Consider the following 25,328-nt stretch of genomic DNA (forward strand, 5'->3'; position numbering starts at 1 on the left):
TTTGCAACAGCTAACTGAATTAATGACGATGGATGTCAACACCCTAATATGGCAACAATAAACTCACAACAATTAAACAAATGTTTTTGTGAGCAGGAAGAGAAGCCATGAACAGACAACAACCCACCCCACCCGCCCATTGCACCTTTGAGCCTGAAGACTGGCTGCGCCTGGCAAAATGCTGGCACCCTGTCGCCCGCGCCTGCGATATCGGCCCCGCGCCGGTGAAAGCCGTCCTGCTTGATGAGCAGCTGGTTATCTATCGAATTAAGGGACAGGTGGTGGTCGCTCGCGACGTCTGCCCCCATCGCGGCGTGCCGCTGACGCTCGGTTTTCATGATGAGGAAGGGATCGTCTGCCCCTACCACGGCCTGCGCTTCGGCGAAGATGGCCGCTGCAACCGCATCCCTTCCAGTCCTGACCAACCGGTACCGGCAAAGCTTAACCTCACCTCTTTTGCGGCGGAGGAGCGCTATGGTCTGATCTGGACCTGCCTGGCCTTCGACCCGGAAAATCCTCTGCCGCTGCCGGTGATGCCGCACTGGCACGACGACGGCTTTCAGCAAATTAACTGCCCGGCCTTTGAAGTCAACGGCTTTGCGGGCCGCCAGGTTGAGGGCTTTCTGGATGTCGCTCATTTTGCGTGGATCCATACCGATACCTTCGCCGACCCGGATAATCAGGTGGTACCGAACTACAACCCGCAGGAAACGGCGTTTGGTTTTATCGCCGATTACTGGAGTTCGGTCGGCAACTATCCCGCCAGCTCCGAATTTCGCGCGCCGGAAGGTTTCCAGTGGCTGCGTCATTTCGAGATGCATCTGCCGTTTACCGCCACCCTGACGATCCATTTCCCCGGTGATGCCAGGCTGGTGATTATGAACGCCGCCTCACCCGTTTCCTCGCGAATAACCCGGATGTTTGCGCCTATCGCGCGCAATTTCGACCTGCACGTGCCGGTGGAAGATGTCCACGCGTTTAACCTGCGCGTCTTTGAGGAAGACCGCCTGATGGTGGAGACCCAGCGCCCGGAAAGATTACCGCTGGATTTAACCCTCGAAGCGCATATCCCCGCCGATCGCAGCTCAATTGCCTATCGGCGCGGGCTGAAGAAAATGGGCTTCGGCGACTTTTTCCTCGTCTGAGTGGAGAATCATCATGAGCGATATAATAGAGGTTATCGTTGACGGTCTCTGGCGTCAGGGGAGTCAAAGCCTCGCCGTCAGGCTGGTAGCGCAGAACGGTCAACCGCTCCCCGGCTGGCAGCCCGGCGCGCATATTGATGTGCATCTGCCCTGCGGGATTATCCGCCAGTATTCGCTTACCGGCCCTGAAAGTCCCGATGACGGATACCTGATTTGCGTCGCGCTGGAGAAAACGTCCCGCGGCGGCTCGCGCTATATTCATCAGCAGTTGCGCGCTGGCCAGACGCTGCTGATTTCCCATCCGCGGAACCTGTTTCCTTTACGCGCGGCGGAACGGGTGACGCTGCTGGCCGCCGGGATCGGGATCACGCCGCTGTATGCGATGGCGCTGAGACTGGACGCAGAGGGTGTGCCGTTTACGCTGCACTATTACCTGAAAAACCGCCAACAGGGGGCGTTTGTACGCGAACTGCAGCAGCAGTTCAGCGCTGAAAGCGTGGTGATTCACAGCTCTTGCGAAGGGCACAGCGCCCGACATAATTTGGCCGCAGCGCTGAAGGATGCGCATACCAGGCATCCGATATATCTCTGCGGACCGGAGGGTTTTATGGCCACCGCGCGTCGGGTGGCGCAGGAAAAAGGCTGGACCGAAGCGCTGATCCATAGCGAAGCCTTTCAGCCCATCGTAACGCCAGCCGGTGGCCAGGAGGGAGAAACCTTTAACGTGACGCTGGCGTCATCGGGCGAGCAGTGGCCGGTGCCCCCGGATAAAACCATTGCTCAGGTACTCCAGGAGAACGGCGTCGCCGTCCCGCTCTCCTGCGAGATGGGGATTTGCGGCGCCTGCCTGACGCCGGTCATCGACGGGGTTGTCGATCATCGCGACACCGTGCAGTCGGAGGCGGAGAAATCCGCCAGCGCGCAGCAGATTGCCCTGTGCTGCTCGCGCAGTCGGTCGGCAAATCTGTGCATTGATTTATGACTTTGCGACGTTAACTAACAAAGACTCGCGCCTTGCCCACGACGTCAATTCGCACCGCCGCCCCCACTCTCCAGTTCTGCTGGCTGACGGTTTTAACGATTAGCGGCGGGTGCTGACCGGGCATCGCCAGGGTTAACGTTGACAGGTGGCCGGTAAAATCGACATCGCGAATGGTCAGAGGGTTTTCCTCTGCCGGACAGGCAGAAATAATCAGTTGCTCCGGGCGCAGCATCACCCGCCCCTGTCCGACGGCATCAGGATTGTCGGTGAATACTTCGCCAATCGCGCAGCTCGCGCGTCCGCCGCGAAGCTTGGCAGGCAGCATCAGCGCATCGCCGAGAAATAGCGCGGTCTCTTCATCAACGGGATGGCTATAGACCTCAAACGGCGTACCAACCTGGGCAAAACGCCCCTGACGCATTACCGCAACCTGGCTGGCAAAGGAGAGCGCTTCGTTCTGATCGTGGGTCACCAGGATCGACGCGACTCCAGCCTGTTCCAGGAGATCCGCCGTGGCTTTACGCGTGGTCGCACGCAACCCGGTATCGAGGGCCGAGAAAGGTTCATCCAGCAGCATCAGCGCAGGCCGCTGCGCCAGCGCGCGTGCCAGAGCGACGCGCTGCTGCTGACCGCCGGAGATTTCATGCGGCCAGTGGTTCGAAAGCTGGCTGTCCAGCGACACCATCTCCATTAGCGCCGCCACCCGCAGGTATTTCTCCTGACGACTGCCGTCCAGACCCCAGGCAATATTGTCCGCAACGTTAAGATGGGGGAACAGCGCGCCTTCCTGCGGAACAAAGCCCACCCCACGCAGGTGGGCCGGGATAAATGTCCCCTGTGTAAACAGCGTTCGCCCCTGCAACACGATGCGCCCGCTGTCCGGCGTTTCGAAGCCCGCAAGGATCCGCAGCAGCGTCGTTTTACCGGAGCCGGAGGGGCCGACAATCGCCGTCCGACTGCCTGCGGCCACCGTCAGATTCAGGTCATCGAGCACGCGCGTACCGGCAAAAGATTTTGAGATTGAGGAGAGTTCGAGCATTTTACAGGCCTGCAATTTTTTTCGACTGTACATAGAGAATACCGGTCAGCGGCAGCGACAGCAGAACCATCAGCATCGCGTAAGGCGCAGCGGCGACATAATCAATCTCGCTGGTTAAGGCCCAGAAGCCGGTTGAGAGCGTGCGGGTACCGAGCGGAGAGAGCAGCAGCGTGGCGGTCAGTTCATTAGTCACACCGAGGAATACCAGCGCCGCCCCCGCCGCCGCGCCCGGCGCTGCCAGGCGCATCGTCACGCTCCACAGCGCCCGAGCGGGGCTGCGGCCTAAACTGCGGGCGACGTTTTCCAGCTCGACCGGGGCCTGAGCGATCCCGGCGCGCAGGTTGATAAGCGCTCTGGGCATAAACATCAGCAGGTAAGCCAGGAACAGCGTGACTTCAGTTTGATAGATGGGGCGCGCGTAGTGAATGGTGACCGTCACCAGCGCCAGCGCCGTGACAATGCCGGGCAGAGAGCTGGTCACGTAGTTACACCCCTCCAGCAGGCGAAAAAGACGCTGCGGGTAGCGAACGCCCAGCCAGGCGATAGGGACCGCGCAGGCGGTGGTGAGGAGAGCGCCCACTGCGCCAAGAAATAGCGTTTGCCGCAGAGAGTGCCAAAGGTCGGCGTTCATCCAGCTCGCCATTCCGCCCAGCCATAGCCAGCGGCAGAGCACCATCAGCGGAACCCCCAGCGCCAGGATGACCAGCGTCAGCAGCGCGAGCTGTAGCGGGATCGCTGCCCGCAGGCTCAGCCGCCAGCGTTTTTGTTCGCGTGCCGCTCCAGACCCAATTCTGGCATAGCGCGTTTTTCCCCGCGATGCCCCTTCCAGCAGTAGAATGGCCAGACAGCAGAGCGCCAGCACCCCGGCCAGCATATTCGCCGCCGGGCCGCTGAAAGTCGACTGGAACTGGTCGTAAATAGCGGTCGTAAAGGTATCAAAACGGACCATCGCAAACAGGCCGTACTCCGCCAGCAGGTGTAGCGCCACCAGCAGCGCGCCGCCGCATAGCGCCAGTCTGAGCTGCGGTAAAACCACGCGCAAAAAGACGCGCCACGGCGGCGTGCCTAATGAGGCGGCGACATCTTCCAGCGTGGGATCCAGACGCCGCAATACCGCGGCAACCGGCATATAGATAAACGGGTAATAGGCCAGCAGCGAAAGGAATACCCCGGCGGAAAGACCGTGCAATGAGGGCACCGCGCTGACCCAGGCGTAGCTTTGCACGAAGGCCGGGATCGCCAGCGGCGCAACCGCCAGCACCGACCAGACTCGCCGTCCGGCCAGCAAGGTCCGCTCCGTGAGCCAGGCCAGAGCAACGCCCAGCGCAATGCAAAGCGGTACCGTCAGCGCAATAAGCCACAGGGTATTACTCAGCAGCTCACCGACGCGCGGGCGAAATACCAGCGTTTTGATTGTCTGCCAACCGGTTTCAATGCCTACGGCAACAACAAATCCCAGCGGCAGCAGCGCCATCAGGGAAAACAGAATAGCTAAAGCGATCATCGGGAAGGCAGGACGCCTGCGCTCGGGCAGGCGTTGTGCTTTTTTCCCGAGCGCGAAACTCAGAGAAGACATGGCGTATTCACTTTATCTGGCGATTACAGCAGGCCAGCCTGGGTCATCAAATCGACCACTTTTTTGCTGTTCAGTGAAGACGGCTCAACCTTCGGCGCATCCAGGTCTTTCAGCGGTGTCAATTTCGGGTTGGAGGCGGCGTTAACGCCCACGGCATATTCAAAGGCGTTGTTGGTACGCAGCTCTTCCTGGCCCTGCTTGCCGGTTATCCACTTGATAAAGGCCTGCGCCTGTTCCTGATGTTTGCTGGAAGCCAGAACGCCACCGCCGGAAATGCTGACAAAAGCGCCCGGGTCCTGGTTTTTAAAGTAGTAGAGACGGGTGTTGTTGCTGTTCTCGCCGGTTTTCGCCTGATCGACAAAGCGGTAGTAATGGTAGATAACGCCGCCATCAATCTGACCGGCATTCACCGCCTTCATCACCGTACTGTTGCCTTTGTAGGCCACGAAATTAGTTTTCATCGCTTTGAGCCATTCGAGCGTAGCCTGCTCCCCCTTCAGCGCCAGCATAGCGCTGACGATGGCCTGGAAATCCGCGCCCGATGGCGAAGCGCCCCAGCGGCCTTTCCACTCCGGCTGCGCCAGATCCATCAGCGATTTTGGCAGCTGCGCTTCGCTGATTTTTGCCGGGTTATAGACGAATACGGTACTGCGGGCGGCAATGCCAATCCAGCGTCCGTGTTCAGGGCGGTATTGCGGCGCAACCTGCTTGAGAGTTTCAGACGCCAGCGGTGCAAACAGCTTCGCGTTATCCACCAGCACCATCGCCGGAGAGTTTTCCGTCAGGAAGACATCCGCCGGGGAGGCAGACCCCTCCTGCACCAGTTGATTCCCCAGCTCGCTATCGCCGCCGTTACGCAGCGTCACTTTAATTCCTGTCTCTTTGGTAAAGCCATCCACCCATGACTTAACCAGATTTTCATGCTGCGCGTTATAGACGACAATTCCCTCGCTGCTGTCAGCAGCCATAACCTGCGGGGCAAGAAATGCAGAAGAAGCAAGCAACGCAGCGGTGCAATAAAACGATAAGCGAAAACGCATAAGCTAATCCTTAGAGCCTATCCCAGTAGGCGTAATTGTTGTAGTCAGTTTGGACACGGACAGCGCGGAACAACCGGAGCGTACACGTAGTACGTGAGGGTTGTGAGCACTGCCCAGGGCCAAAATGGCAAATAAAGTAGCCTAATGGGGTAGGCTCTTAGTATATGTGGGCAAACTAAACCAACCAGCCGGCGGAAAGGATTAAAACACAGTGAAATGTGAATGATAATGAAAACAATTACCATCTAATGAAAAGAGTGAAATATACTGAGCGCGGGTATTTGGGGGCGGGAAAATTCTTTTAAAAAAGGATGGGAATAATGAACATTAAAATAACCTTAAGACGATTTAACTTTTTACAGCCATTAATTAAAAACATGATCGGCATCGCATTAGCGTGATACAGAATACATCCGTAACTAGCGAAAACTCCACTGAATGCTGACGACAAAAACGGTCGGGATAATAATCCCGGTTTCAATGCCAAAGTAATCGGTAAAGTTGTACTGAAAACCATGATAAATGTAGGGAGAAAAGCCGATCCCGGTGGCATCTTTAAAATCTTTATAAGAGCCATGATCCCCGCAGTGCTCAAAAGCATCGAAGAAGAATTCACCCACGTAGCCGTAAATCCCCTTAAATACCCAACCGTTGCCGAAGGATACCCAATCGCGGCGCACGCCAAGCGCAATGCAGCGGTCATCAAAGCTGTTTTTCATCGTCCCGGCCAGCAGGCTGTACTTTGAGTCCTCAGAGAACTTGCGCTCGACGGAGGCAAACTGGTTATCAAAACCTTCAGTGTACTGCCCGTGGTTGTTCGATAAATGATAAATCCATGAACCGGTATTTACCGAATAGAGATTGATTTCATCAGCCTGCACGAACGTCGTCGAGGCAAACATGGCGGCAGACGCCATCGCGCACTTCATTTTTCTGTACATCAACATCATCTCTTGGTTCAGGCATCAGCCCCACTGGATATTGAGAGTATAGAAACCGCCGCGCAGGTCTGCTGTACAAATGGCTGATTTTCTGCAACTTGATATTGCAATGAATTTTATGTCTGCAAATTATATCAAATAATAACGTCAGCTGTTATTTAACCGGTAAAAGGACAGATAAATTTAATACTATTAAATTTACTCTCAAGACTGGATCCGATAAACGGCAATAAATACCCGGCGTCTGACCAGGTATTTATTGAAATATATTTAACGCTGGCAAATTTTGGTCAACAGCTCAGCCATCCAGCGGTGGCTTCTCTCCTGACCTGCCGTTTCATGCCACGAGAGATAGCAGGTTCGACTGTTCATATCTAAAGGCAGCGGCAGCAGCTGTAGCGCAAATTGTTCTTCAAACTCTCTGGCCAACCACTCGGGCGCGATAGCCACCATATTGGTTTGCGACACCACGCTCAATACGCTGACCAGCGCATTACCGTGAAAAGCAATACAGGCCTGCTGCTCTTCGGAGCTATACCAGGGATGGCTGAATGACGCATAGCGATCGAGGGCGACGGTTGCATGCTGCTCCTGATAAATCTCCTGCTCGTCCAGCGAGGCTGTAATGCGTGGATGGCCTCGCCTGGCAACCAACACCATTTCATCATTGAACAATGGGATGCTGGTAAACTCCGGATGATTGAATTTGTTGTAATCGAGAACAAATTCAACCTCCTGGTAGCGAAGCTGATTGATGACCTGCTGACTCAGCGAGGATTTAAAGGAGAGACTGACCCTCGGCGCAATCTCACTTATTTTGTTAAAAATCAGCGGTGTCAGGTAGTTATCCAGAGGGCTACAGACGCAAAGATTGTAAACGCGTTCGCAGTCAAGCGGGTCGAAGAGCGTATCCGGTAGCTCATTTTGCACCAACTGCAGCGCCCGTCGAACCGAACTAAATAGCTGGAAGGCGCGATCTGTCGGTTTAATCCCGCGACCGTTGCGAACAAACAGTTCGTCCTTAAACAGCACCTTCAGGCGAGATACTGCGCTACTGACGGCAGGTTGCGACATCCCCAAAGTTTGCGCTGCTCTGGTTAAACTTTTTTCCTGCATCACGGTATCAAAAATGGTCAGCAAATTAAGATCCACTCTGCGCAATGCAGGTTGCATGATTTTTGGTTCAGAGGTTGGTTTAGACGTTGTATTTTCACTCATGTTGGGAACTCCACCAGCACATTAATTAGCGATTCTGCTTCGTAACACTGAGATCTTTCGCCAAAGAAAAAAGATGGGAAGATAAATCATCATTGGCAACAGCAGCCATGTGTTATCCGTTTCCAGCAGCACGCTCAAATGTATGAAACTTATTATCAAGATGGTAAACAGCAAAAGAATATGAAACGTGTTGTGTTTTCTGGAGAAAACGGCGTAGCGATACAGCATTATTTTTCCCTTCGTTCACTCCTTGAACAAGGAACAATACCATATAAAAACTAGTGAAATTTCTGAAAAATACGCGACTTAATCCTAATAAGTAAATTCTCATTGAAACTATCAAATAGCACTTACGTGTGAGTGTTTAAAATGCAACTATGTTGCTGTCAGCAAACCAGTCGATTTAACAGTTAATTCGCATATCGCCGCGTTGATGGGCGTGGCTGAAATCGTTATACAGGCAATTGCAATGCCTATGACGGAATAACAATTGAGAGGTTTAAGAGCGTGGCAATAATCGTGCAGAAGAAAGACGGAAATATCGATACAAGCGGGAGGTTGCGGATTATTTCGCTCATTATCAGCTAAAACCCAGGGGAAAAATGGTGCCGACTACCGGAATCGAACTGGTGACCTACTGATTACAAGTCAGTTGCTCTACCTACTGAGCTAAGTCGGCATTGGGCCGCCATCGAGGCCTCGAACCCCGTTCCCTACAACGTACGTCGTTCGCTCTTCCAGATGAGCTAATGGCGGTCAGGTACTAATCAGTAAATCCTACAGTAGTGGCTTGCCGATACTGATTAGCGGCGCGCATAGTAACCAGATTAATTAACTATGTAAATAATATAAATGCATGAAATATCCGAATCCATACATGATTAGGCTAACGATGAACCCAGAATCAACGCGGGAAAGCGGGTCTCGCAAAGATCTTTCCGCTCAAGGAAAAATCACCAATACTGGATACAGACAAAACCTTACACGATAGCCTCTTGAACATTGATAAGTATTGTTTATGATCTGCGGGTTCTGAAATGACCCGGTATCCTATGCACAATCGTCAGCTCCCTGGTAAATGGTTTTTGATATTGACTTGCCTGGTCATGGCTATCTGCCTTGTTCAGCGGGCGGTCTATCTGCACCATTTTTTGGAGGACGCCAGTCGCCAGGCTCAAGGGCCGACCATCAGCCTGCTGTCACCGCAACCGTCAGAGGGCGCTGAGCAAGGGCCTTCTCCCTGCCAGCTGAGCGCCAAATCCTTGCTCTGCGCACAGCCACTTTTCTTTGATGGCGCTTTACCTGCCGTCATTATATTCCTTGCTCTGCTTCAGCTGTTCGCCGCGGTTCGTATCTTCATTTTCAGAGACGATCCCGTCTGGCCACCCACGCTGCGAATTCATCTCAAAAACTGCGTTTTCCGCGAATGAAAAATCGTTTTTCACACGATTAACTTTTTCATTCACGGAGAAAAAAATGCTGAATATCTTCAGGGGCATCGTCTTCCTGTTGCTGGTCTGTATGGGCGTTGCTCATGCGGCGGACACAGGATGGCTGACATCCCCACAAAACGACCATGCCCGGATACGCTTCCAGGCTGAACAAGGGAAAGACCGGATCTACGGGCTGCTTTCGGTTGAGCTTGCTTCCGGCTGGAAAACCTATTGGCGCTCGCCGGGAGAAGGCGGCGTCGCCCCGCAAATAGTCTGGAAGGGCAATGAACAGGCGCAGTGGTATTGGCCAGTTCCATCGCGATTCGAGATTTCCGGCCTGACAACCCAGGGTTATCACCAACAGGTCGTCATCCCGATGATTATCACCGGCAATCCTGGCGATGTACTCGAGGGTACGCTCACGCTATCCACCTGTAGCAACGTCTGTCTGTTGACCGACTACAAGCTTCATCTGGACTTCAACCAGCCCGTTGATAGCGGCTTTCAGAGCGCTTTCGAACAAGCAATGCGGAGTATCCCAGCGGATAAAGGGGTTTCGGACGATCTTTCCGCGCATCTGGTCGGTACTCACCTTGTGATAACGGGTACTACATCCGGTGAGTGGAAAAAGCCTGGCATCTATTTTGACCTGTTAGAAGGGGGGATCCTTGCTGGCGATCCGCACATTAGCACCGAGGGGGCAAACCTCCGGGTTACGGTGCCGGTTACCGATGAATGGGGGGAGAAGCCCGCAACGCTGTCGGGGAAGAATCTGTCGTTTGTTCTGACAAATGGTGGCAAAGCGCAGCAGACCAGCCTCACGGTGGGGGCAGATCAAGCGTCGACGACAGCAGCTCAGGGAACAACGGCGGTTAATCTCGGACAAATGCTGCTTTTCGCGCTACTTGGTGGGTTAATCCTTAACCTGATGCCCTGCGTATTGCCGGTGCTCGGTATGAAGCTCAGCGCCGTGCTGAATTCAGGGTCAAATAAGGGCAAGGTAAGGTTGCGTTTTCTGGCCACCAGCGCCGGCATTTTGACCTCGTTTGCCTTGCTGGCGCTGATGGTGACCATTCTGAAACTTACCGGCTCATCGCTGGGCTGGGGGATACAGTTCCAGAATCCCTGGTTTATCGGCCTAATGGTCGCGGTCACATTTATCTTCTCGCTGAACCTCTTCGGGGTATTCGAGATGTTATTGCCGTCATCAGCCATTGGCCGAATGGCGACCGCCGGTGGCGCCGGGATAGCAGGCAGTTTCTGTGAAGGTGTTTTTGCTACCCTGTTGGCAACCCCCTGTTCCGCGCCCTTCCTGGGCACGGCCGTGGCTTTTGCGCTGGGTGCCCCCCTTCAGGAGCTATGGCTGATTTTCCTGGTGCTCGGACTGGGCATGGCCCTGCCGTGGCTGTTCGTCGCCATTATTCCTAAGACGGCCACGCTGCTCCCTCGCCCCGGCCGCTGGATGAACACGTTAAAAATGGTGCTCGGTGCCATGATGCTGGCCTCCAGCTTCTGGCTGGCGACGCTGTTGAGTCTCCATCTTGGCGAAACGTCCAGCGCCATGATTACGCTGGCGCTTATCCTGGCGGCCCTGCTCGCCTTGTTAGTGACCGGCAAGCGAACGACGCCAACTTTCTGGTTGGTGGTTATCGCGCTGGCGGCGTTGGGTGGCTATCAGGTGCGCGGCCTGCTTGCTAATGAAGCCGCTCTCTCTTCGCAGGATACGACCGCGCAGCACATCCGCTGGCAGCCCCTTAGCGAGGACGCCATCCTGAGCGCGCTGGCCGATGGCAAACGGGTTTTTGTCGATATATCGGCCGACTGGTGCGTCACCTGTAAGGTGAATGAACACCGGGTATTAAATCAGCCCGCCATCATCAGCGCGCTGAGTCAACCTGACGTGGTCGCGCTGCGCGGCGACTGGAGTAAACCGTCTGACCTGATTACCCGCTTCCTGCAGAAAAGAAATAGCTATGCCATTCCCTTTAACGAAGTTTATGGCCCAGGCAGCCCGCAGGGAGTCATGCTCCCGCCGCTGCTCGATCAACAGACTGTCCTCGATGCTCTCAATCATGCCAAAGGTTAATTTGCTATGAAAAAAACGCTGCTCACTCTCATTCTCCTTTCGGCATCTTTGCAGGCATCGGCGTCTTCGCCGCTTACCCCGGCGCAAGAAGCCCGCGTACAAGAGCTGGTTAAGGAGACGCTGCTTAGCCATCCAGAGATCCTGGTCGCCGCAGCCGATAAGCTCGATCGGCAAAATGCCGAGGCCGGGCAAGAACAGTTGAAACACGTGATTTCGCAGTACAATGATTTTATTTTTCATGACCCCAATTCACCGCGTATCGGTGCACAAAATCCGAAGCTGACGTTGGTCGTGTTTACCGATTACAACTGTCCGTACTGCAAAAAGTTTGATCCGTATCTGGAAAAGATTGTTGAAAAATATCCAGAAGTTGCCGTGATATTTAAGTTTCTGCCCTGGCGTTCGGAAAGTTCAGTCACCTCGGCAAGGGATGCGTTAACCCTTTGGCGCACGCATCCTCAACAGTTTATGAAATTTAACCATATCCTGATGGCGAAAAAGGGGTATCACGATACCGCCAGCATTGAGGAGGCGAAAAAGAAAGCGGGCGTCATTGTGGACACACCGGATGAGCAAAGTCTGGAAACGATTAAGAAAAGCTTTTCTGTCGCCGAAAAGCTTGGCATTCAGGGAACGCCAGCCACGTTGATTGGCGATGACATGCTGTCAGGCTGGATCCCATATGAGCAATTTGACGCTATGGTCAGCGATGCGCTGAAGAAACAATAACCCACGTCTGGGGGACGCGCGCCCCCAGAATTTAGAGGCAATACGATGAAATATATTCTACTCCTGGCGGCCTGGATGATGTCGGGCCTGGCTTTTGCCGAAGAGGCTATCCCTCAGGTAGTTAAAAATTTTGCTGAGCAGCAGGGAATAAAAATTATCAAGGAGATAGATTCGACCGGAGGCGTTAAGGGCTGGGTCGGTCAGTACCAGGATATGGGGGTGACAATGTTTTTGACGCCGGACGAGAAACACGTCATTTCAGGATATCTTTATGACGATAAAGGTAAAAATCTTAGCGAAGCCTGGTTCAAAGAGGCGATTTATACCCCTTTAGGCCGCGAAATGTGGAAAACGCTAAATAATGCCCAGCCGCTCAAAGAAGGTGCTGATTCGGCGGCCCGAAAAGTCATTGTCTTCGCCGATCCTTTTTGCCCCTATTGCAAAGAATTCTGGTCTGCAGCCCAGCCGTGGGTAAAAGCGGGCAAGGTCCAGTTGAATACCCTGCTGGTTGCTTTTCTCAACCCGAAAAGCGGCAGATACGCAACGGCTATTCTGAATGCCAAAGATCCGGTCGCCGCGTGGCAAGAGTATGAGCTATCCGGTGGCAAAAAACTGCCGCGCTTTGACGGGGTTACGCCGCGAGAAACCTTTAATCTTCTTCAGCATCATCAAAAACTGATGGATGATTTAGGGGCCAGCGCCACGCCGGCAATCTATTACATGAATGAACAGAATGAACTTCAGCAGGTCATCGGCATGCCCGATGAGAAACAGCTGACAGAGATGTTCGGGCCAAAACCCTGACTAAACCGATGACCAACATAGCGCTTTCCGGGCGCTTTGTTGGCCATCGAAAACGCCTTGCTTACCCCATCATTACCTCGTACTTTGGGTCTTGCTCTGCCCATTTATACAGAATTCATTGCTTGAGTTAACGAGGAATAATGGAACGCTTATTTGTCTACGGCACGCTGCGTCCGGGCCACTCAAATGCCCATATTATGGAAAGCATCGGCGGAGAATGGTTGCCAGGCTACGTGACAGGCACATTTTATGAACGAGGCTGGGGAGCGGCGGCGGATTTTCCGGGGATCGTGCTTGATAAAAGCGGCCCTCGCGTCCACGGTTACCTTTTCGTGTCCGCGAATCTTCACGCTCACTGGTCAATGCTGGACGAATTCGAAGATGGCTACGACCGCGTTGCTGTTGAAGTTACCACGGAGGATGGTCAACGCGTGGCCGCGTGGATCTATCAGCTACAGCCAAAGATGACCTCGTAAGACAATTACGCCCTGCATACCGAACGTCTGCAGGGCGTAACACACTTCACATTTATGCGTCGCGCCAGCCCAGCGCCGGAGCAACGTGTTTCAGAATAGACTCAATCACATGCGCGTTATAATCCACGCCCAGCTGGTTCGGTACCGTCAATAATAGCGTATCCGCTTCAGCAATTGCTTCATCCTGTTTCAGCTGTTCTATCAGCTTGTCCGGCTCTGCGGCGTAGCTGCGCCCGAAAATCGCCCGTGTCTTCTCATCAAGAAAACCTATCGAATCGCGCTCATCACGACCTGAGCCAAAATACATCCGGTCGCGCTCGTCCATCAGGGCAAAAATGCTGCGGCTGACCGAAACCCGCGGTGTACGCGTATGACCGGCCTCGGCCCACGCCTCGCGATAGGCGCGGATCTGTTTAGCCTGCTGAATATGGAACGGCTCACCGGTTTCATCGTCTTTCAAGGTCGAACTTTGCAGATTCATCCCAAGCTTTGCCGCCCACATCGCCGTCGCATTTGACCCCGCCCCCCACCAGATTCGATCGCGCAGGCCTTCGGAATGAGGCTCAAGGCGCAGCAGGCCAGGCGGGTTGGGGAACATCGGCTGCGGATTAGGCTTCGCAAAACCTTCGCCCCGCAGCGCGTCCAGCAACACTTCAGTGTGACGGCGGGCCATGTCCGACTCGTTTTCACCTTCAGCGGGGACGTAACCAAAATAGCGCCAGCCATCAATTACCTGCTCCGGAGAGCCGCGGCTGATGCCCAGCTGTAAACGACCGCCGGAAATGAGATCCGCAGCGCCTGCATCCTCTGCCATATACAGCGGATTTTCATAGCGCATATCGATAACGCCGGTGCCAATTTCAATACTTTTGGTTTTCGCACCGACTGCTGCCAGTAGAGGAAACGGCGAGCTGAGCTGGCGAGCGAAATGATGCACCCTGAAGTAAGCGCCATCCGCGCCCAGCTCTTCGGCGGCAACGGCCAGGTCGATGGATTGCAGCAGCGCATCGGCGGCTGAACGCGTACCGGACTGCGGCGACGGCGTCCAGTGACCAAATGATAAAAAGCCAATCTTTTTCATGACGTGGGTATCCTGGTTTGCAGGGGAATCGTCAACAGGCGGCGGATTATCGCGCGTGAAAAGCCCGTTCCTGTCGAGTTATCCCCCCTACTCTACGCATTACCAGGTGAGAATAAATATCCTTTGTTTAACCGAATACATCAAATAAATTGACTGATTCAGTTTACTGGCGAGTAAAGCGGCACGGCCTGCCAGCGTTGTCTGAAAAAGAGGTCTCGGTCGATGCCTCTAACTCTGGTCCTATATATCGCCCGCGCGGACGAATCACCTTACCGGTATTGATTTGCTCCATGGCGTGGGCCAGCAGCCCCACGCTGCGAGCAATGGAAAACAGCGCAAATGCTGCATCGCCCTGCAGACGATAACGGGCCACCAGCGCGGCCAGTACCACATCAATATTGGGCTGAAGGCCGGTCAGCGTTATCACTTTTTCAATAAATTTCGCAATCTCCTGCGGCGGCGCAAACTCTGCCAGTAGCGCGATGGCGCGCGGATCGCCATCGGGATAAAGATGATGGCCGAACCCCGGGATCGGGAGCGCAGAAGAGAGATAGCGGTTAACCACCCGATCGGCATTCGAATGCTCAACTTCATCAAAAAGCGCTTTAACCCGCTGGGTTGCATCGCCGTGTAGCGGCCCGGTAAACGTCGCCAGCCCGGTGAGCAGACAGGCAGATAACGATGCGCCGTTAGACGCGGCAATTCGGGAGGCAAACGCGGAGCTTGTCAATTCATGGTCAGCCAACAGCACCATTGCCCTGCGCAGGATATTGGCCACCTCTTTCTCCATGCCCCATCCCAAAGCAAGACGCTGGTGAACCGACATTTCGGGTTGATTGAGTGCGCCAAACGTCGAAGCCAGGTGTCCCACCAGCGTCGCGGCTTCGGCATGCAGAACCTTAAGCGTTCGCCCATGCGTCGAATGTCCCGAGGCGGTTGCCGCAGCCAGAGCAATAAACGCATGGGATCGTTCCGGCGGTGAGGGAGGATAATCCCGGGTTGGGACCGAAAAACCGGACGTGATTTCAGCGTTCCAGAGCAAACGCGCCGTCTCTTCAAGCGTCGCGTTTTCAGAGAACGCAATGACATCTTTTCCCCGGTAATACAAATGACCTTTAGCAAAGGTGGAAATAGCGGTTGGAATGCTCGGCTCGGTACCAAACAGCGTGTTAACAGCAAGCGTTTCGCGTTTTCTTCCCTGCTGCTTTTTCTGCTTCAGGTTCTGAATATTTTCCGCGCTATACAGACTGCGCCGCGTATTCTGAGGGTCGGGATGCGATGCGATTAACCCACGGCTGACATACGCATAGATAGTCTGGGGACGAACGCCGAGAAATTCCTGAACCTCATCCAGCGTGAGCCAGGGTGCTAACTTCATCTTTGGTTGCATGGTTTAGCTCAAATACCTATCAAATGAGAGATCGAGTAAGCGGGATGCTGTCGTCCTGTACAAAAATGAGTAGATAAAATCCAGTCCTGATAATAACCGCTTATTTTATATTGATAATCTTTATCAAGATGAACATGTCAATTTTAGATAGATATCGTCTTCTGTCCCGCCGTAAGGGGCAGTAATGTGAAGTCTGAAGGTAAAAAAACCGACCTCATTATTTGCCGTCATCGGCCAGCATGGCATTAATCTTCTTCAGCCAGTCATCACCATTTTTATCGATGAATTCATGCTCTATCGCCGGTTTCATCATCTCTCTGAAGGGTTTGGGATCAACGTCATTAACCTGCAATCCCGCGCGTTTCATTTGGGCAAGAAATATCGCTTCATTCTCATTGGAGAAGTTCCGTGTCGCCACCGCACCGGCGTAGGATGCGCTAAGCAAAATATCCTGCTGCGGCTTACTCAGGGAGGTAAAGGTGACGCTATTCATCACCTGGATAAGCGGACCATACATGTGGCGGGTCAGCGAGAGATAGCGTTGCACCTCAAAAAGCTTGCGCGCATAGATGACAGAAATCGGGTGCTCCTGGCTATTGATAGTGTCTTCCTGAATAGCCGCATAGATAGCACCGGACGGTAAGGGCAGCGTATCGATATCCACGCTTTGCCATAGTGCTTCATGCACCTGATTGCCCGGCATGGTGCGAATCTTCAGGCCGCTGAAATCATCAGGATGAGTGACCGGTTTGACATTGTTGGTAAATGAACGGATACCGTTTTCCCAAAAACTCAGCCCTTTTAGTTTTTTCTGATCCAGTACATCCAGCATTTCACGCCCGAAGTCACTGTCCATTATCCTGTAGGCCTGTTCAACGTTTTCAAACAGATAAGGAATATCAAAGACATTGATCCGCCCGTCTAGCGCCGCAAAATAACCCGCACCGCCGAGAAAGATATCCAGTTCTCCCTGCTGGGCCATATCGACCATTTTCGGGCCATTGCCAAGCTTCGCGTCGGGATAAAGTTCGAACGCCATTTCTCCTTGCGATAATTGCCCGGCAACACGAACCATTTCCTGAATGCCAACGCCCTGCGAGCTTGCCATCGAGCCTTCAAAACCGATGCTAAAGCGGCGCTTTTCACTGCGTTCTGCTGTCGAAAATACCATTTCTGTTCTCTCCCATATGCCGTTGCGGGCGTGCGATAAATCGAATCGAATGAGAAAACTGTACGTTTCCATTTTCGCCCAATCAAGATTGATTAATTAAATCAACTGATAGATAGATCGCAAAATGGCTGAATACGTTTCAGAGCAAGAATATTAGCCATGAGCCATTACAAAATAAGCACTAAATGCCGAAAACTATTTTTTCAACTCCCTTTTAGCCTGTGGTGTCAACAAACAATTTCAATCTATCGCTACCGCGTCACACTCCGGGACTATCGGCAAAAATATTTGCATTGATTTTTTTAATCAAGATTGATCCCGGCAAGGCGTTATTTTAACGTCAGCCCAATCAATGGTCATATGCAGTGAAGCCTGACAAATTGATGCCCTGAAAAACCACAAACACAGCAAGCGACGGAATCGACAGAAAAAAGCGTTTACGCGGGTTTAATCTCCCGACAAGAAGACGTATCAATTTTTTATTTGTAGAACCGTTGCTCATGAAAATCGATGGGCATTTGGGTTGGATTGACACCTTACGAAATAATGATTAACCCGCAATCAACAAGGGTTAAAAGAATAAAACGTATACCTACAAATCCATGAAGGACGAAAAATATGAGTAATATGCAACAGCAAGAACTGACCGAGGCATCAATAGATGCCAGAGCGGTTCCCCAACAGAAGGCGACGCGCATCAGGTATTACATGCTGGCCCTGATTCTCTTTGCGACAATTATCAATTTTGTCGACAGATCGAGTCTGGGTATTCTGGCGCCATTTATCAGCAAAGACCTCCAACTGGATAAAGTTCAGATGGGGCAAATTTTCGCCGCATTTGGTCTTACCTACGCGTTTGCGCTCGTTCCCGGAGGAATTATTGCGGATGTCTTAGGTTCACGTATTGCCTACGCCTTTTCCCTGATAACCTGGTCGCTGGCCACCATGACGCAAGGGGTCGCCAGCGGCTTTAATATGCTGTTTGGTTCTCGCCTGGCAATTGGCGCACTTGAAGCCCCGGCCTTCCCATCAAACGCCCGCGCCGTCACCATGTGGTTTCCAACCGGTGAGCGCGGCTTTGCCACCAGCGTTTACGTTATGGGCCAATATATCGGCACGCCATTATTCACCGGCCTGCTGCTGTGGATTGCCAACGGCTTTGGCTGGCGATCCGCCTTTTATTTGACCGGCGGCGCAGGCGTAATATTCGGTATTCTGTGGTATCTCTGGTATCGCGATCCGTTAAATCATAAAGCCGTCAATGCAGCCGAATTGAAACATATTCAAGAGGGCGGTGGTCTTGTTGGTAAAAAAACACGGGATCGTTTTGACTGGAAAAATGCGCTCCGCCTGCTCAAGCATCGTCAGATTCTGGCTATTTGCCTGGGCAAGTTTTGCAATAACGCCATTCTGGTTTTCTTTACCACCTGGTTTATGACGTACCTGGTTGAAGAGCGCCAGATGACTATGATTAAAGTCGGTATTTTCCAGGCTTTACCGTTTATCGGCGCAACCGCAGGGATATTACTGGCGGGTTTCTTCTCAGATTTCTTTATTCGCCGCGGCTATTCGATGTCCGCCGCCAGAAAAGCACCGTTAATTATCGGTACGCTGCTGGGTTCATCAATACTACTCGTTAACTTTGTCACCTCTAACGAGATGATTATTGTTATTTTAACCATATCTTTCTTTGCTCAGGGCGTGGGTTCATCATCATGGGCAGCGGTATCTGAAATAGCGCCAAGGCAATATATTGGATTAACCAGCAGTATCACCAGCCTCGCGGCTAATATTGCTGGCGTCACTACCCCGATAATGATTGGTTATATCCTCCATGCGACTGGCCAATTCTTTTGGGCGCTCAATATGATGGGGATTATGTGTTTAATTGGTGCATTCGCTTATTCATTCCTGCTGGGGCCATTATCCCGCATCGAAATGGACTAATAAGTCAACGCTGATTCACCGGGTTTGAGCCGCTATCCGCGTTCGTCTGTGGCTCAAACCGGTTTTATAGACAGAGGAGTGAACGTGTCAAAATACACCTGGGATCATTTGCAATTGCGCAGTCCTGACCCTGAACTGACCGCTGCCTGGTTCGAGCGCTGCCTGAACGCAGAGATCGTTCGCAAGCCCGGCAAGGTGGATATCCGCTTAGCCGGAATCAATATCTTTATCGCCCCGGTGAGCGAAGGAGACGGCGTGGCGCCACCGCCGCTGCCGCCCTACCAGGGTCTCGACCATTTTGGCCTGACGGTCGACAACCTGGATGAAACCGCCGCCGAGTTAAAAAGCAAAGGTGTGGAATTCACCCAGGAACCGATCGCTATTCGCCCTGGCGTACGCGGCTGTTTTATTCGCGGACCGCAAAACATCTCGATTGAAATACTTGAGCGGCGCTTGAGTTAATCGCCTCCGGCATACGTAAGCATAAAAATTTAGCCTGTCATTTATTGGCCGCAACTATGGATATAGCATAATGAAACCCAGCATCCTGCAGTTAAACCCTATCCTTATCCCCGCGATTAGCGAAAAATTAAACGCGCTTTATACCGTACATCGTTTCTTTGAGCTGGAAGATAAAGAAGCGTTTATCAAAGAATATGGTAACACTATTCGCGGTGTCATTTCTGGTGGTCACACCGGCATCAGCAATGCATTGATGGCGCAACTGCCCGCGCTGGAAGTCGTCGCTATCAACGGCGTCGGCGTTGATGCTGTCGACCTGGACTATGCACGTAAACGTAAGATTCACGTCACCGCTACCCTCGGCGCGCTGACTGAAGACGTTGCCGACCTGGCCATTGGCCTGCTGATTGCCACCTGCCGAGGTATTTGCTCAGGCGACCGCGTGGTGCGCAACGGCGAATGGGCGAAAAATCCGCATCCCGGAGCGATTCCCCTCTCCCGCCGCTTCAGCGGTATGCGCGTAGGAATCGTTGGCATGGGCCGGGTTGGGCGCGCCATCGCTACGCGCGCCTCAGCCTTTGGCTGCCCGATTGCCTATACCGACCTTCACCAGATGACCGACCTCGACTATCCGTTTGTCGCCAGCCTGCAGGAGCTGGCCCGTCAGAGCGATGCGCTGATCCTCGCGGCCTCGGCAGACAAAGCGGAAGGTATCGTCAATGCCGCCGTACTTGAAGCGCTCGGTGAGAACGGTTTTCTCGTGAATATCGCCCGCGGGAAGCTGGTCAATGAACCTGACCTTGTGGATGCCCTGGTTGCCGGACGTATTCAGGGGGCGGGGCTGGATGTTTTCGTTGATGAGCCGAATGTTCCCGCCCCGCTTTTAGGGATGGATAACGTTGTTCTGCAGGCTCACCGTGCAAGCGCCACGATTGAAACCCGAACAGCCATGGGCGAAATGGTGCTGGCAAGCCTTGCTCAGGCGTTGAGCGGCCAGCGTCCTGAATGCAGCCTGACGGCCTGAGAGTCAACATTTTAGCCAACCATTCCAGTAACGTTAATGAAGCAGAAGGATGTAGCTATGTTCACTTCAAGTAAAATCGCCCTGGTCACCGGCGCAGGCACCGGGATTGGCAGAGCGACGGCCATCGCGCTGTCGAATGCAGGTTATTTTGTGGTCCTCGCCGGACGTCGCCTGGAACCCTTACTGGAAACCGTTGCAGCGTTTGGCGGCAGCGAACAGTCAATGGTGGTACCAACCGACGTCACCAGTCCGGAATCCGTGACGGCTCTGTACGCCCGGATCCATGAAAAATGCGGTCATCTTGACGTGCTGTTCAACAATGCAGGTACCAACTTTCCCGGGATCCCCTTCGAGGAGCTGAGCTATGAGAAGTGGACGGCGGTTGTGGACGTCAACCTGACGGGAATGTTCCTTTGCGCGCAGGGCGCTTTCCGTCTGATGAAAGAGCAAAGCCCTCAGGGCGGGCGAATCATCAACAACGGTTCGATTTCCGCCCACGCCCCGCGCCCTGACTCAGCGGCCTACACGGCGACAAAGCACGGCGTAACTGGCCTGACGAAGAGCATCTCCCTCGACGGGAGAAAATATGGCATTGCCTGCGGTCAGATTGACATTGGCAATGCGCATACCGAACTGTCGCAGCGCATGTCAAAAGGGGTTAAACAGGCGAATGGCGAAGTGGCTATTGAAGCGATGATGGATGTCTCGCAGGTCGCCAACAGCGTGGTTTATATGGCAGGCGTCCCGCTGGACACCAACGTGCAGTTTATCACCGTGATGGCGACCACCATGCCGTTCGTTGGGCGCGGCTGATTGGAATTAACAAAACATGGGCTGGGTCTCTCAGCCCATAAAAATGCCCCCTCAGTAAGCAACAGCTGACGAAATTGTCAGACGAACGTCAGCCTGACGACAGGTGGCTTCCGCCAGAATAGCGTGAAGTATCTGGCGTTTGCTGATTGAGGGAATAAATACAGTGAGAACAGTAATTAGCATATTTCTGACGATAATGGTCATCGGGTTGATGGGGTCGGCCGCTCTCGCATCGGAGAATATTGCCGTGCCGTCCCGGACGTTGATTGTTTATTTCTCTCAGCCGGAGGAGATGGCCGCTGACGCGGTAGATGGATTTTCCGGTGCCAGCGTATTGCAAAAGCTGACGCCGGAGACCGGCAGTACTCAGTACGTTGCGCAGCTCATCGAGAAGCAAACTCAGGGTGACCTGTTCCGCATTGAAACGGCAGAGCCCTACCCTCGCCAGCACGATGCGCTGCTGCGTGTTGCCGAAAGAGAACAGCAAGCCAAAGCCAGACCGTCGCTAAAAACACCGCTTCCTGACCTCAATAATTACGACACGATTTACGTCGGTTATCCTATCTGGTGGTACACCATGCCCATGGTGATATATACCCTGTTCGAGCAAAATGATTTTGCCGGTAAAAATGTCATTCTCTTTACCACCCATGGAGGGAGTCGGTTAGCGGATTCCCTGCGCGAAATCGCACGTATGCAACCGCAGGCAAAAATAATCACTCGCGCCCTCGCAATATCGCGCAGTGATATTGCACGCCCCGACATACCGGAACAAGTCGAACAATGGGTTCAGCAAGTACAACCCCAGCGTTAATCAAGATGAAAAGCATCTATCTGTTTCAGGTCATGCTGGATACGCTGATGGCGTTATTACTGCTTGTGCTAATGGCATTTCATTTATACGGTGAAATATTGCATGAATGGGCAGGCATTCTCTTTACTCTGATGATTCTTCTGCATTTGTATCTCAACAAACATCGATTATGGTCGCTGTCGCTGAGGCTCCCTTCGGCAATGGTGTTGATTAACAGAACCATTAACATTGTGACGTTGATAATTATCCTGACGGCGCTGGTTTCCGGAATAATGCTCTCACGTCACCTGCTTCCTGACTTACCTTTTCACAACCCGCAAACGTGGGTCAGAAAAATGCATATGACGGCAGTACACTGGGGTATGCTCATTCTGGCCGTACATATCGGGATCCACTGGAAAATGCTGGCAACGTTTTTCTGTCGGATCATGCATATTCCTGAAAATGCTGTTTTCGCGAATATCATCATGCCAACTATTTTTACCATTATTGCGCTATGCGGTGCGTACTGTTTCCTGAGTGGAGACTATATTTCCTATTTACTGATGCAGGTTGATTTTTCCTTTTTCGATTACGATGAATCTGCCGTCGCTTTTTATGCGAACTATTTATCCATCATTATCTTATTTTCCCTGGTCACTCGGTTTCTGCTGTGGATGTTTATTTTCAGAACAGCTCGGGTAGACGCTGAAAAATAGCCATAAAGCCGAGCGGGCGCCGCCCGGCCTTATGCAAGGTATCAGAGGGCAAAAACGGATTCGATTTCTATCTTAAGTTCGGGTGAAAAAAGACGGCTAACTTCAACAAGAGAGCTGGCGGGCAGGCAATCGCCGTAGTTTTGGTAGAGCACTTTACGCAACTCGCCAACCTCATCAAATGAAGTGATAAAGATAGTCACTTTTATCAGTGATGAAAAATCAATACCCTCCGCACTGGCAATCTGCTTAATCTGCCTGAATATCTCCTCAGCCTGTTCAGCAATGCCTGCGTGCTGCGCAGCGGTACCAAATGCGGTCAATCCTGAAATATAAAGCGTGTTACCGTGTTTTACCGAGTGGACATAGGGGGCCTTGACCTCACCCAACTCAGGATAATTCTTCCGTAGCACCTTGCTCATTTTGACATCCTTCTTTGAGAGGAAACAGGCAGCAATCCTACCATGCTTTTTATCTTTCGAGGGCTATAACCATTGACTACCTGAATATCATATATCAATTGCCAACCCCTCTTCCTGCGCATCATGCACTTCGAATGCAACATGAATATACATTCGAATAAAGCGGATACCGGTACAAAAACCCTCTTATGCTAGCGTAATTAATTAAAAAAACCGTGGTGTGAATCCTTTTACTGTTTTCTTTCCTCTTAGTTAAAGATATCGAGACAAAACCGTCAAAAAAAGGAACATCATGTTAAGTTTTAAACGTAATTTGTGCCTCAAAGAACAGGTACTCCGTCTATGTTTTGCCATTTTGGCTGGTGCAGGGACATTCTATTTTCTGGAGCATAGACTATTACAAATTCTGGCATCTGGCGTTGCAGCAACGCTGGCGATAACGGCTTGCATTGGATTTTGTCCCGCTAAGCTTATAGTAAATAAAAACCAGGGAGGTCGTTTGTAATGATTAAGACAAGCGCAGCATTGATCGAGGCTGCCTGTTCGGGCAATGAGCAAGCACTATCGCAATTATTGACCATCTGCCAGCCAGATCTAAAAAGGTTTGCTCGCAGAACCTGTTCAACCAGCGAAGACGCGGAGGATGCTGTACAAATCGCGCTCTGGCAGTTGCATAAAAAGATAGGCACGCTCAAAACCGTTGCGGCATTTGCCAGTTGGCTGTTTCGTATTGTCGAACGCGAATGCTATCGATTATTCCGCGGGGAGCGCGCTGAGTCACTTTCTGAAGTGTGCAATGATGTCGTTGCACCATTGGCGAATGACGGGTTATGCATTGATTTAGCAAGATCGATTGCTACGTTGCCGCAGGCTTATCGCATTGTTTTCGTTATGCGTGATATTGAGGGATGGAGCACACCAGAGGTTGCAGAGCGACCTGGACTCACATCAGAGGCCGTAAAAAGCCGACTGCACCGTGCGCGCGTGATGGTGAGGGACAACCTGACTTCTGGTGGGTATTGTCCATCCGAAACTACCTCTCAAGCCATTAATCGCTCAGGAGACTGATATGTATTGCTTCGCTCCCATAGCCCTGCATCTCCTGCGGGGCATTGTTGCCATTATGCTACTTGCTTGCGGATTTTTTATGGCATCAATTATGCCCATCTTTATCGTCCCCGCGCTGATAGGTTCCATGCTATTGCTACGAGGCTGCCCTCTTTGTTGGGCAATCGAGTTGTTCAAAAAGATAAAAAAAACCTCACCTCTGAAATCATTCAAGGAAAATCCGCAATGAGCCGTTACCAATCACCCGGCGATTTTCAACAAACAGCGTCACTGCTTGAGCTTGCTCCGCAGGAAGGCAGTGCTTTTATGCGTTTCGACCACGCAACCAGGCGTGAAGATGGGCATATCCCGCCAAAGACGCGTGAATTCATCGCACTTGCCGTAGCGCTAACTACGCAATGCGCATATTGCCTGGATGTCCACAGCAAAAGAGCCAAACAAGCAGGGGCGACCCGAGAAGAACTTGCTGAATTGATATCGATTGCTGCCGCTGTACGCGCCGGGGCAACGATGGGGCATGGATTGATGGCTTTACGGCTGTTTGGCGTTGAACAAGAAGCCAAGTGACATATCTTCGGTTAGTAACCTAAGCAAGTTAGCGCCTCTTATACCTCAACCAGATTCAGGCGAGTATACAGGTCATTTGCTCAGTGAAATATATTACGCTCCGGTATGTTTTGTTCGGTTCGCAACTCAAGGAATATTCTAACTGTATTCTAATCGCCCAAAGCAACAAGGGGTTACCTTTCGGTAACCCCTTGTTTTATTTGGCGGAAGCGTAGAGATTCGAACTCTAGAACCCTTTCGGGTCGCCGGTTTTCAAGACCGGTGCCTTCAACCGCTCGGCCACGCTTCCAATGAGGCGCACTATAAACACCTCCGTTCAGGCTGTAAAGCATGATTTTGTTCAACTGCCTTAAAAACAAACAAAAACGTGTTATTCGCCTGAAATTCAGGCAGTTTGCGCAGAAT

The 25,328-nt window shown here is 52.4% G+C and carries 25 protein-coding genes, 2 tRNA genes and 1 pseudogene; 16 read left to right on the plus strand and 12 right to left on the minus strand.

Annotated features, from left to right (window positions below; all coding sequences use genetic code 11):
* Positions 1-107: 107 nt before the first annotated feature.
* Positions 108-1,145 carry a molybdenum cofactor-independent xanthine hydroxylase subunit HpxD gene (gene hpxD, locus FN082_RS00150; protein ID WP_142463929.1) on the plus strand — a complete coding sequence of 346 codons (1,038 nt, stop codon included), beginning with the start codon at positions 108-110 and terminating at the stop codon, positions 1,143-1,145.
* Between the two features lie 13 nt (positions 1,146-1,158).
* A complete protein-coding gene (locus tag FN082_RS00155; protein WP_142980936.1) occupies positions 1,159-2,127 on the plus strand; it encodes a PDR/VanB family oxidoreductase in 969 nt (322 codons plus the stop codon).
* 10 nt (positions 2,128-2,137) lie between these two features.
* Here FN082_RS00155 and FN082_RS00160 read toward each other — a convergent pair whose 3' ends face one another.
* The 7 genes and pseudogenes from FN082_RS00160 to FN082_RS30535 form a co-directional block, all read right to left on the minus strand.
* Complete coding sequence (locus tag FN082_RS00160; protein ID WP_142981153.1) at positions 2,138-3,166, minus strand: ABC transporter ATP-binding protein; 1,029 nt, start codon at positions 3,164-3,166, stop codon at positions 2,138-2,140.
* Position 3,167: 1 nt separating this feature from the next.
* Positions 3,168-4,742: an ABC transporter permease gene (locus FN082_RS00165; RefSeq protein ID WP_185932093.1), complete on the minus strand. Its 1,575-nt coding sequence runs from the start codon at positions 4,740-4,742 to the stop codon at positions 3,168-3,170.
* Between the two features lie 23 nt (positions 4,743-4,765).
* Entirely contained in the window at positions 4,766-5,782 is a 1,017-nt protein-coding gene (locus FN082_RS00170) for an iron ABC transporter substrate-binding protein (RefSeq protein WP_142980937.1), read from the minus strand.
* A 419-nt stretch (positions 5,783-6,201) separates the two neighbouring features.
* A complete protein-coding gene (locus FN082_RS00175) occupies positions 6,202-6,699 on the minus strand; it encodes a hypothetical protein (protein ID WP_142463963.1) in 498 nt (165 codons plus the stop codon).
* A gap of 294 nt (positions 6,700-6,993) precedes the next feature.
* Complete coding sequence (leuO, locus tag FN082_RS00180) at positions 6,994-7,941, minus strand: transcriptional regulator LeuO (protein WP_139541107.1); 948 nt, start codon at positions 7,939-7,941, stop codon at positions 6,994-6,996.
* 603 nt (positions 7,942-8,544) lie between these two features.
* Positions 8,545-8,620, minus strand: a tRNA-Thr gene (locus FN082_RS00190).
* Positions 8,603-8,698 (minus strand): annotated as a pseudogene (locus FN082_RS30535) (hypothetical protein); the annotation flags it as partial. The pseudogene FN082_RS30535 and the gene FN082_RS00190, both read right to left, overlap by 18 nt.
* A 295-nt stretch (positions 8,699-8,993) precedes the next feature.
* Between FN082_RS30535 and FN082_RS00200 the strand changes: the two are divergent.
* The 5 genes from FN082_RS00200 to FN082_RS00220 all read left to right on the plus strand — a co-directional run bounded on the left by FN082_RS00200 (position 8,994) and on the right by FN082_RS00220 (position 13,469).
* A complete protein-coding gene (locus FN082_RS00200; protein ID WP_142463962.1) occupies positions 8,994-9,371 on the plus strand; it encodes a hypothetical protein in 378 nt (125 codons plus the stop codon).
* 46 nt (positions 9,372-9,417) lie between these two features.
* Positions 9,418-11,460, plus strand: coding sequence for a protein-disulfide reductase DsbD family protein (locus FN082_RS00205; protein ID WP_142980939.1), 2,043 nt, complete (start codon positions 9,418-9,420; stop codon positions 11,458-11,460).
* Positions 11,461-11,466: 6 nt separating this feature from the next.
* A complete protein-coding gene (locus tag FN082_RS00210; RefSeq protein WP_139541103.1) occupies positions 11,467-12,189 on the plus strand; it encodes a DsbA family protein in 723 nt (240 codons plus the stop codon).
* Positions 12,190-12,234: 45 nt separating this feature from the next.
* A complete protein-coding gene (gene dsbG / locus FN082_RS00215; RefSeq protein ID WP_139541102.1) occupies positions 12,235-12,993 on the plus strand; it encodes a thiol:disulfide interchange protein DsbG in 759 nt (252 codons plus the stop codon).
* 140 nt (positions 12,994-13,133) lie between these two features.
* Positions 13,134-13,469 carry a gamma-glutamylcyclotransferase family protein gene (locus FN082_RS00220; protein ID WP_139541101.1) on the plus strand — a complete coding sequence of 112 codons (336 nt, stop codon included), beginning with the start codon at positions 13,134-13,136 and terminating at the stop codon, positions 13,467-13,469.
* Positions 13,470-13,521: 52 nt separating this feature from the next.
* On the opposite strand, the gene FN082_RS00225 is transcribed toward FN082_RS00220, so the two are convergent.
* The 3 genes from FN082_RS00225 to FN082_RS00235 all read right to left on the minus strand — a co-directional run bounded on the left by FN082_RS00225 (position 13,522) and on the right by FN082_RS00235 (position 17,111).
* A complete protein-coding gene (locus FN082_RS00225) occupies positions 13,522-14,550 on the minus strand; it encodes an LLM class flavin-dependent oxidoreductase (RefSeq protein ID WP_139541100.1) in 1,029 nt (342 codons plus the stop codon).
* Between the two features lie 163 nt (positions 14,551-14,713).
* Positions 14,714-15,928, minus strand: coding sequence for a citrate synthase family protein (locus tag FN082_RS00230; protein WP_142980940.1), 1,215 nt, complete (start codon positions 15,926-15,928; stop codon positions 14,714-14,716).
* Positions 15,929-16,157: 229 nt separating this feature from the next.
* Positions 16,158-17,111 carry a DctP family TRAP transporter solute-binding subunit gene (locus FN082_RS00235; RefSeq protein ID WP_185932094.1) on the minus strand — a complete coding sequence of 318 codons (954 nt, stop codon included), beginning with the start codon at positions 17,109-17,111 and terminating at the stop codon, positions 16,158-16,160.
* Positions 17,112-17,729: 618 nt separating this feature from the next.
* On the opposite strand from FN082_RS00235, the gene FN082_RS00240 reads away from it, so the two are divergent.
* From FN082_RS00240 to FN082_RS00265, 6 genes are all read left to right on the plus strand, one after another.
* The gene (locus tag FN082_RS00240) at positions 17,730-19,058 is read left to right on the plus strand and encodes an MFS transporter (protein WP_142980942.1); all 1,329 of its coding nucleotides are present in this window, start codon (positions 17,730-17,732) and stop codon (positions 19,056-19,058) included.
* Between the two features lie 84 nt (positions 19,059-19,142).
* Entirely contained in the window at positions 19,143-19,520 is a 378-nt protein-coding gene (locus FN082_RS00245) for a VOC family protein (protein WP_112215258.1), read from the plus strand.
* 70 nt (positions 19,521-19,590) lie between these two features.
* Positions 19,591-20,544, plus strand: coding sequence for a 2-hydroxyacid dehydrogenase (locus tag FN082_RS00250; RefSeq protein ID WP_139541096.1), 954 nt, complete (start codon positions 19,591-19,593; stop codon positions 20,542-20,544).
* Between the two features lie 57 nt (positions 20,545-20,601).
* The gene (locus tag FN082_RS00255; RefSeq protein WP_139541095.1) at positions 20,602-21,357 is read left to right on the plus strand and encodes an SDR family oxidoreductase; all 756 of its coding nucleotides are present in this window, start codon (positions 20,602-20,604) and stop codon (positions 21,355-21,357) included.
* 163 nt (positions 21,358-21,520) lie between these two features.
* The gene (locus FN082_RS00260) at positions 21,521-22,171 is read left to right on the plus strand and encodes a flavodoxin (protein ID WP_235891801.1); all 651 of its coding nucleotides are present in this window, start codon (positions 21,521-21,523) and stop codon (positions 22,169-22,171) included.
* Positions 22,172-22,176: 5 nt separating this feature from the next.
* Positions 22,177-22,869: a DUF4405 domain-containing protein gene (locus FN082_RS00265; RefSeq protein ID WP_235891800.1), complete on the plus strand. Its 693-nt coding sequence runs from the start codon at positions 22,177-22,179 to the stop codon at positions 22,867-22,869.
* A gap of 41 nt (positions 22,870-22,910) precedes the next feature.
* On the opposite strand, the gene FN082_RS00270 is transcribed toward FN082_RS00265, so the two are convergent.
* On the minus strand, positions 22,911-23,288 hold the full coding sequence (locus FN082_RS00270) for a RidA family protein (RefSeq protein ID WP_139541094.1): 378 nt from the start codon (positions 23,286-23,288) through the stop codon (positions 22,911-22,913).
* Between the two features lie 292 nt (positions 23,289-23,580).
* Here FN082_RS00270 and FN082_RS00275 point away from each other — a divergent pair, with 292 nt between their 5' ends.
* The 3 genes from FN082_RS00275 (at position 23,581) to FN082_RS00285 (ending at position 24,923) form a co-directional block, all read left to right on the plus strand.
* Positions 23,581-23,793, plus strand: a complete 213-nt coding sequence (locus FN082_RS00275; protein WP_139541093.1) for a YgaP-like transmembrane domain — start codon at positions 23,581-23,583, stop codon at positions 23,791-23,793.
* On the plus strand, positions 23,793-24,356 hold the full coding sequence (locus FN082_RS00280; RefSeq protein ID WP_139541092.1) for an RNA polymerase sigma factor: 564 nt from the start codon (positions 23,793-23,795) through the stop codon (positions 24,354-24,356). The genes FN082_RS00275 and FN082_RS00280 overlap by 1 nt, the downstream gene beginning before the upstream one ends.
* Before the next feature lie 153 nt (positions 24,357-24,509).
* Positions 24,510-24,923, plus strand: a complete 414-nt coding sequence (locus FN082_RS00285; RefSeq protein ID WP_208436564.1) for a carboxymuconolactone decarboxylase family protein — start codon at positions 24,510-24,512, stop codon at positions 24,921-24,923.
* A gap of 201 nt (positions 24,924-25,124) precedes the next feature.
* Here the strand turns inward: FN082_RS00285 and FN082_RS00290 are convergent.
* Positions 25,125-25,212 (minus strand) — tRNA-Ser (locus FN082_RS00290).
* Positions 25,213-25,328 lie beyond the last annotated feature (116 nt).

This window comes from Klebsiella spallanzanii, from assembly GCF_902158555.1.
GTDB lineage: Bacteria > Pseudomonadota > Gammaproteobacteria > Enterobacterales > Enterobacteriaceae > Klebsiella > Klebsiella spallanzanii.

Coding starts and splice junctions, on each gene's coding strand:
- FN082_RS00255 (WP_139541095.1), top strand. CDS start 20,602: ATGTTCACTTCAAGTAAAATCGCCCTGGTCACCGGCGCAGGCACCGGG.
- leuO (WP_139541107.1), bottom strand. CDS start 7,941: ATGAGTGAAAATACAACGTCTAAACCAACCTCTGAACCAAAAATCATG.
- FN082_RS00170 (WP_142980937.1), bottom strand. CDS start 5,782: ATGCGTTTTCGCTTATCGTTTTATTGCACCGCTGCGTTGCTTGCTTCT.
- FN082_RS00165 (WP_185932093.1), bottom strand. CDS start 4,742: ATGTCTTCTCTGAGTTTCGCGCTCGGGAAAAAAGCACAACGCCTGCCC.
- FN082_RS00280 (WP_139541092.1), top strand. CDS start 23,793: ATGATTAAGACAAGCGCAGCATTGATCGAGGCTGCCTGTTCGGGCAAT.
- FN082_RS00225 (WP_139541100.1), bottom strand. CDS start 14,550: ATGAAAAAGATTGGCTTTTTATCATTTGGTCACTGGACGCCGTCGCCG.
- FN082_RS00160 (WP_142981153.1), bottom strand. CDS start 3,166: ATGCTCGAACTCTCCTCAATCTCAAAATCTTTTGCCGGTACGCGCGTG.
- FN082_RS00210 (WP_139541103.1), top strand. CDS start 11,467: ATGAAAAAAACGCTGCTCACTCTCATTCTCCTTTCGGCATCTTTGCAG.
- FN082_RS00275 (WP_139541093.1), top strand. CDS start 23,581: ATGTTAAGTTTTAAACGTAATTTGTGCCTCAAAGAACAGGTACTCCGT.
- dsbG (WP_139541102.1), top strand. CDS start 12,235: ATGAAATATATTCTACTCCTGGCGGCCTGGATGATGTCGGGCCTGGCT.
- FN082_RS00250 (WP_139541096.1), top strand. CDS start 19,591: ATGAAACCCAGCATCCTGCAGTTAAACCCTATCCTTATCCCCGCGATT.
- FN082_RS00155 (WP_142980936.1), top strand. CDS start 1,159: ATGAGCGATATAATAGAGGTTATCGTTGACGGTCTCTGGCGTCAGGGG.
- FN082_RS00230 (WP_142980940.1), bottom strand. CDS start 15,928: ATGAAGTTAGCACCCTGGCTCACGCTGGATGAGGTTCAGGAATTTCTC.
- FN082_RS00175 (WP_142463963.1), bottom strand. CDS start 6,699: ATGGCGTCTGCCGCCATGTTTGCCTCGACGACGTTCGTGCAGGCTGAT.
- FN082_RS00235 (WP_185932094.1), bottom strand. CDS start 17,111: ATGGTATTTTCGACAGCAGAACGCAGTGAAAAGCGCCGCTTTAGCATC.
- FN082_RS00265 (WP_235891800.1), top strand. CDS start 22,177: ATGAAAAGCATCTATCTGTTTCAGGTCATGCTGGATACGCTGATGGCG.
- FN082_RS00200 (WP_142463962.1), top strand. CDS start 8,994: ATGCACAATCGTCAGCTCCCTGGTAAATGGTTTTTGATATTGACTTGC.
- hpxD (WP_142463929.1), top strand. CDS start 108: ATGAACAGACAACAACCCACCCCACCCGCCCATTGCACCTTTGAGCCT.
- FN082_RS00270 (WP_139541094.1), bottom strand. CDS start 23,288: ATGAGCAAGGTGCTACGGAAGAATTATCCTGAGTTGGGTGAGGTCAAG.
- FN082_RS00205 (WP_142980939.1), top strand. CDS start 9,418: ATGCTGAATATCTTCAGGGGCATCGTCTTCCTGTTGCTGGTCTGTATG.
- FN082_RS00220 (WP_139541101.1), top strand. CDS start 13,134: ATGGAACGCTTATTTGTCTACGGCACGCTGCGTCCGGGCCACTCAAAT.
- FN082_RS00240 (WP_142980942.1), top strand. CDS start 17,730: ATGAGTAATATGCAACAGCAAGAACTGACCGAGGCATCAATAGATGCC.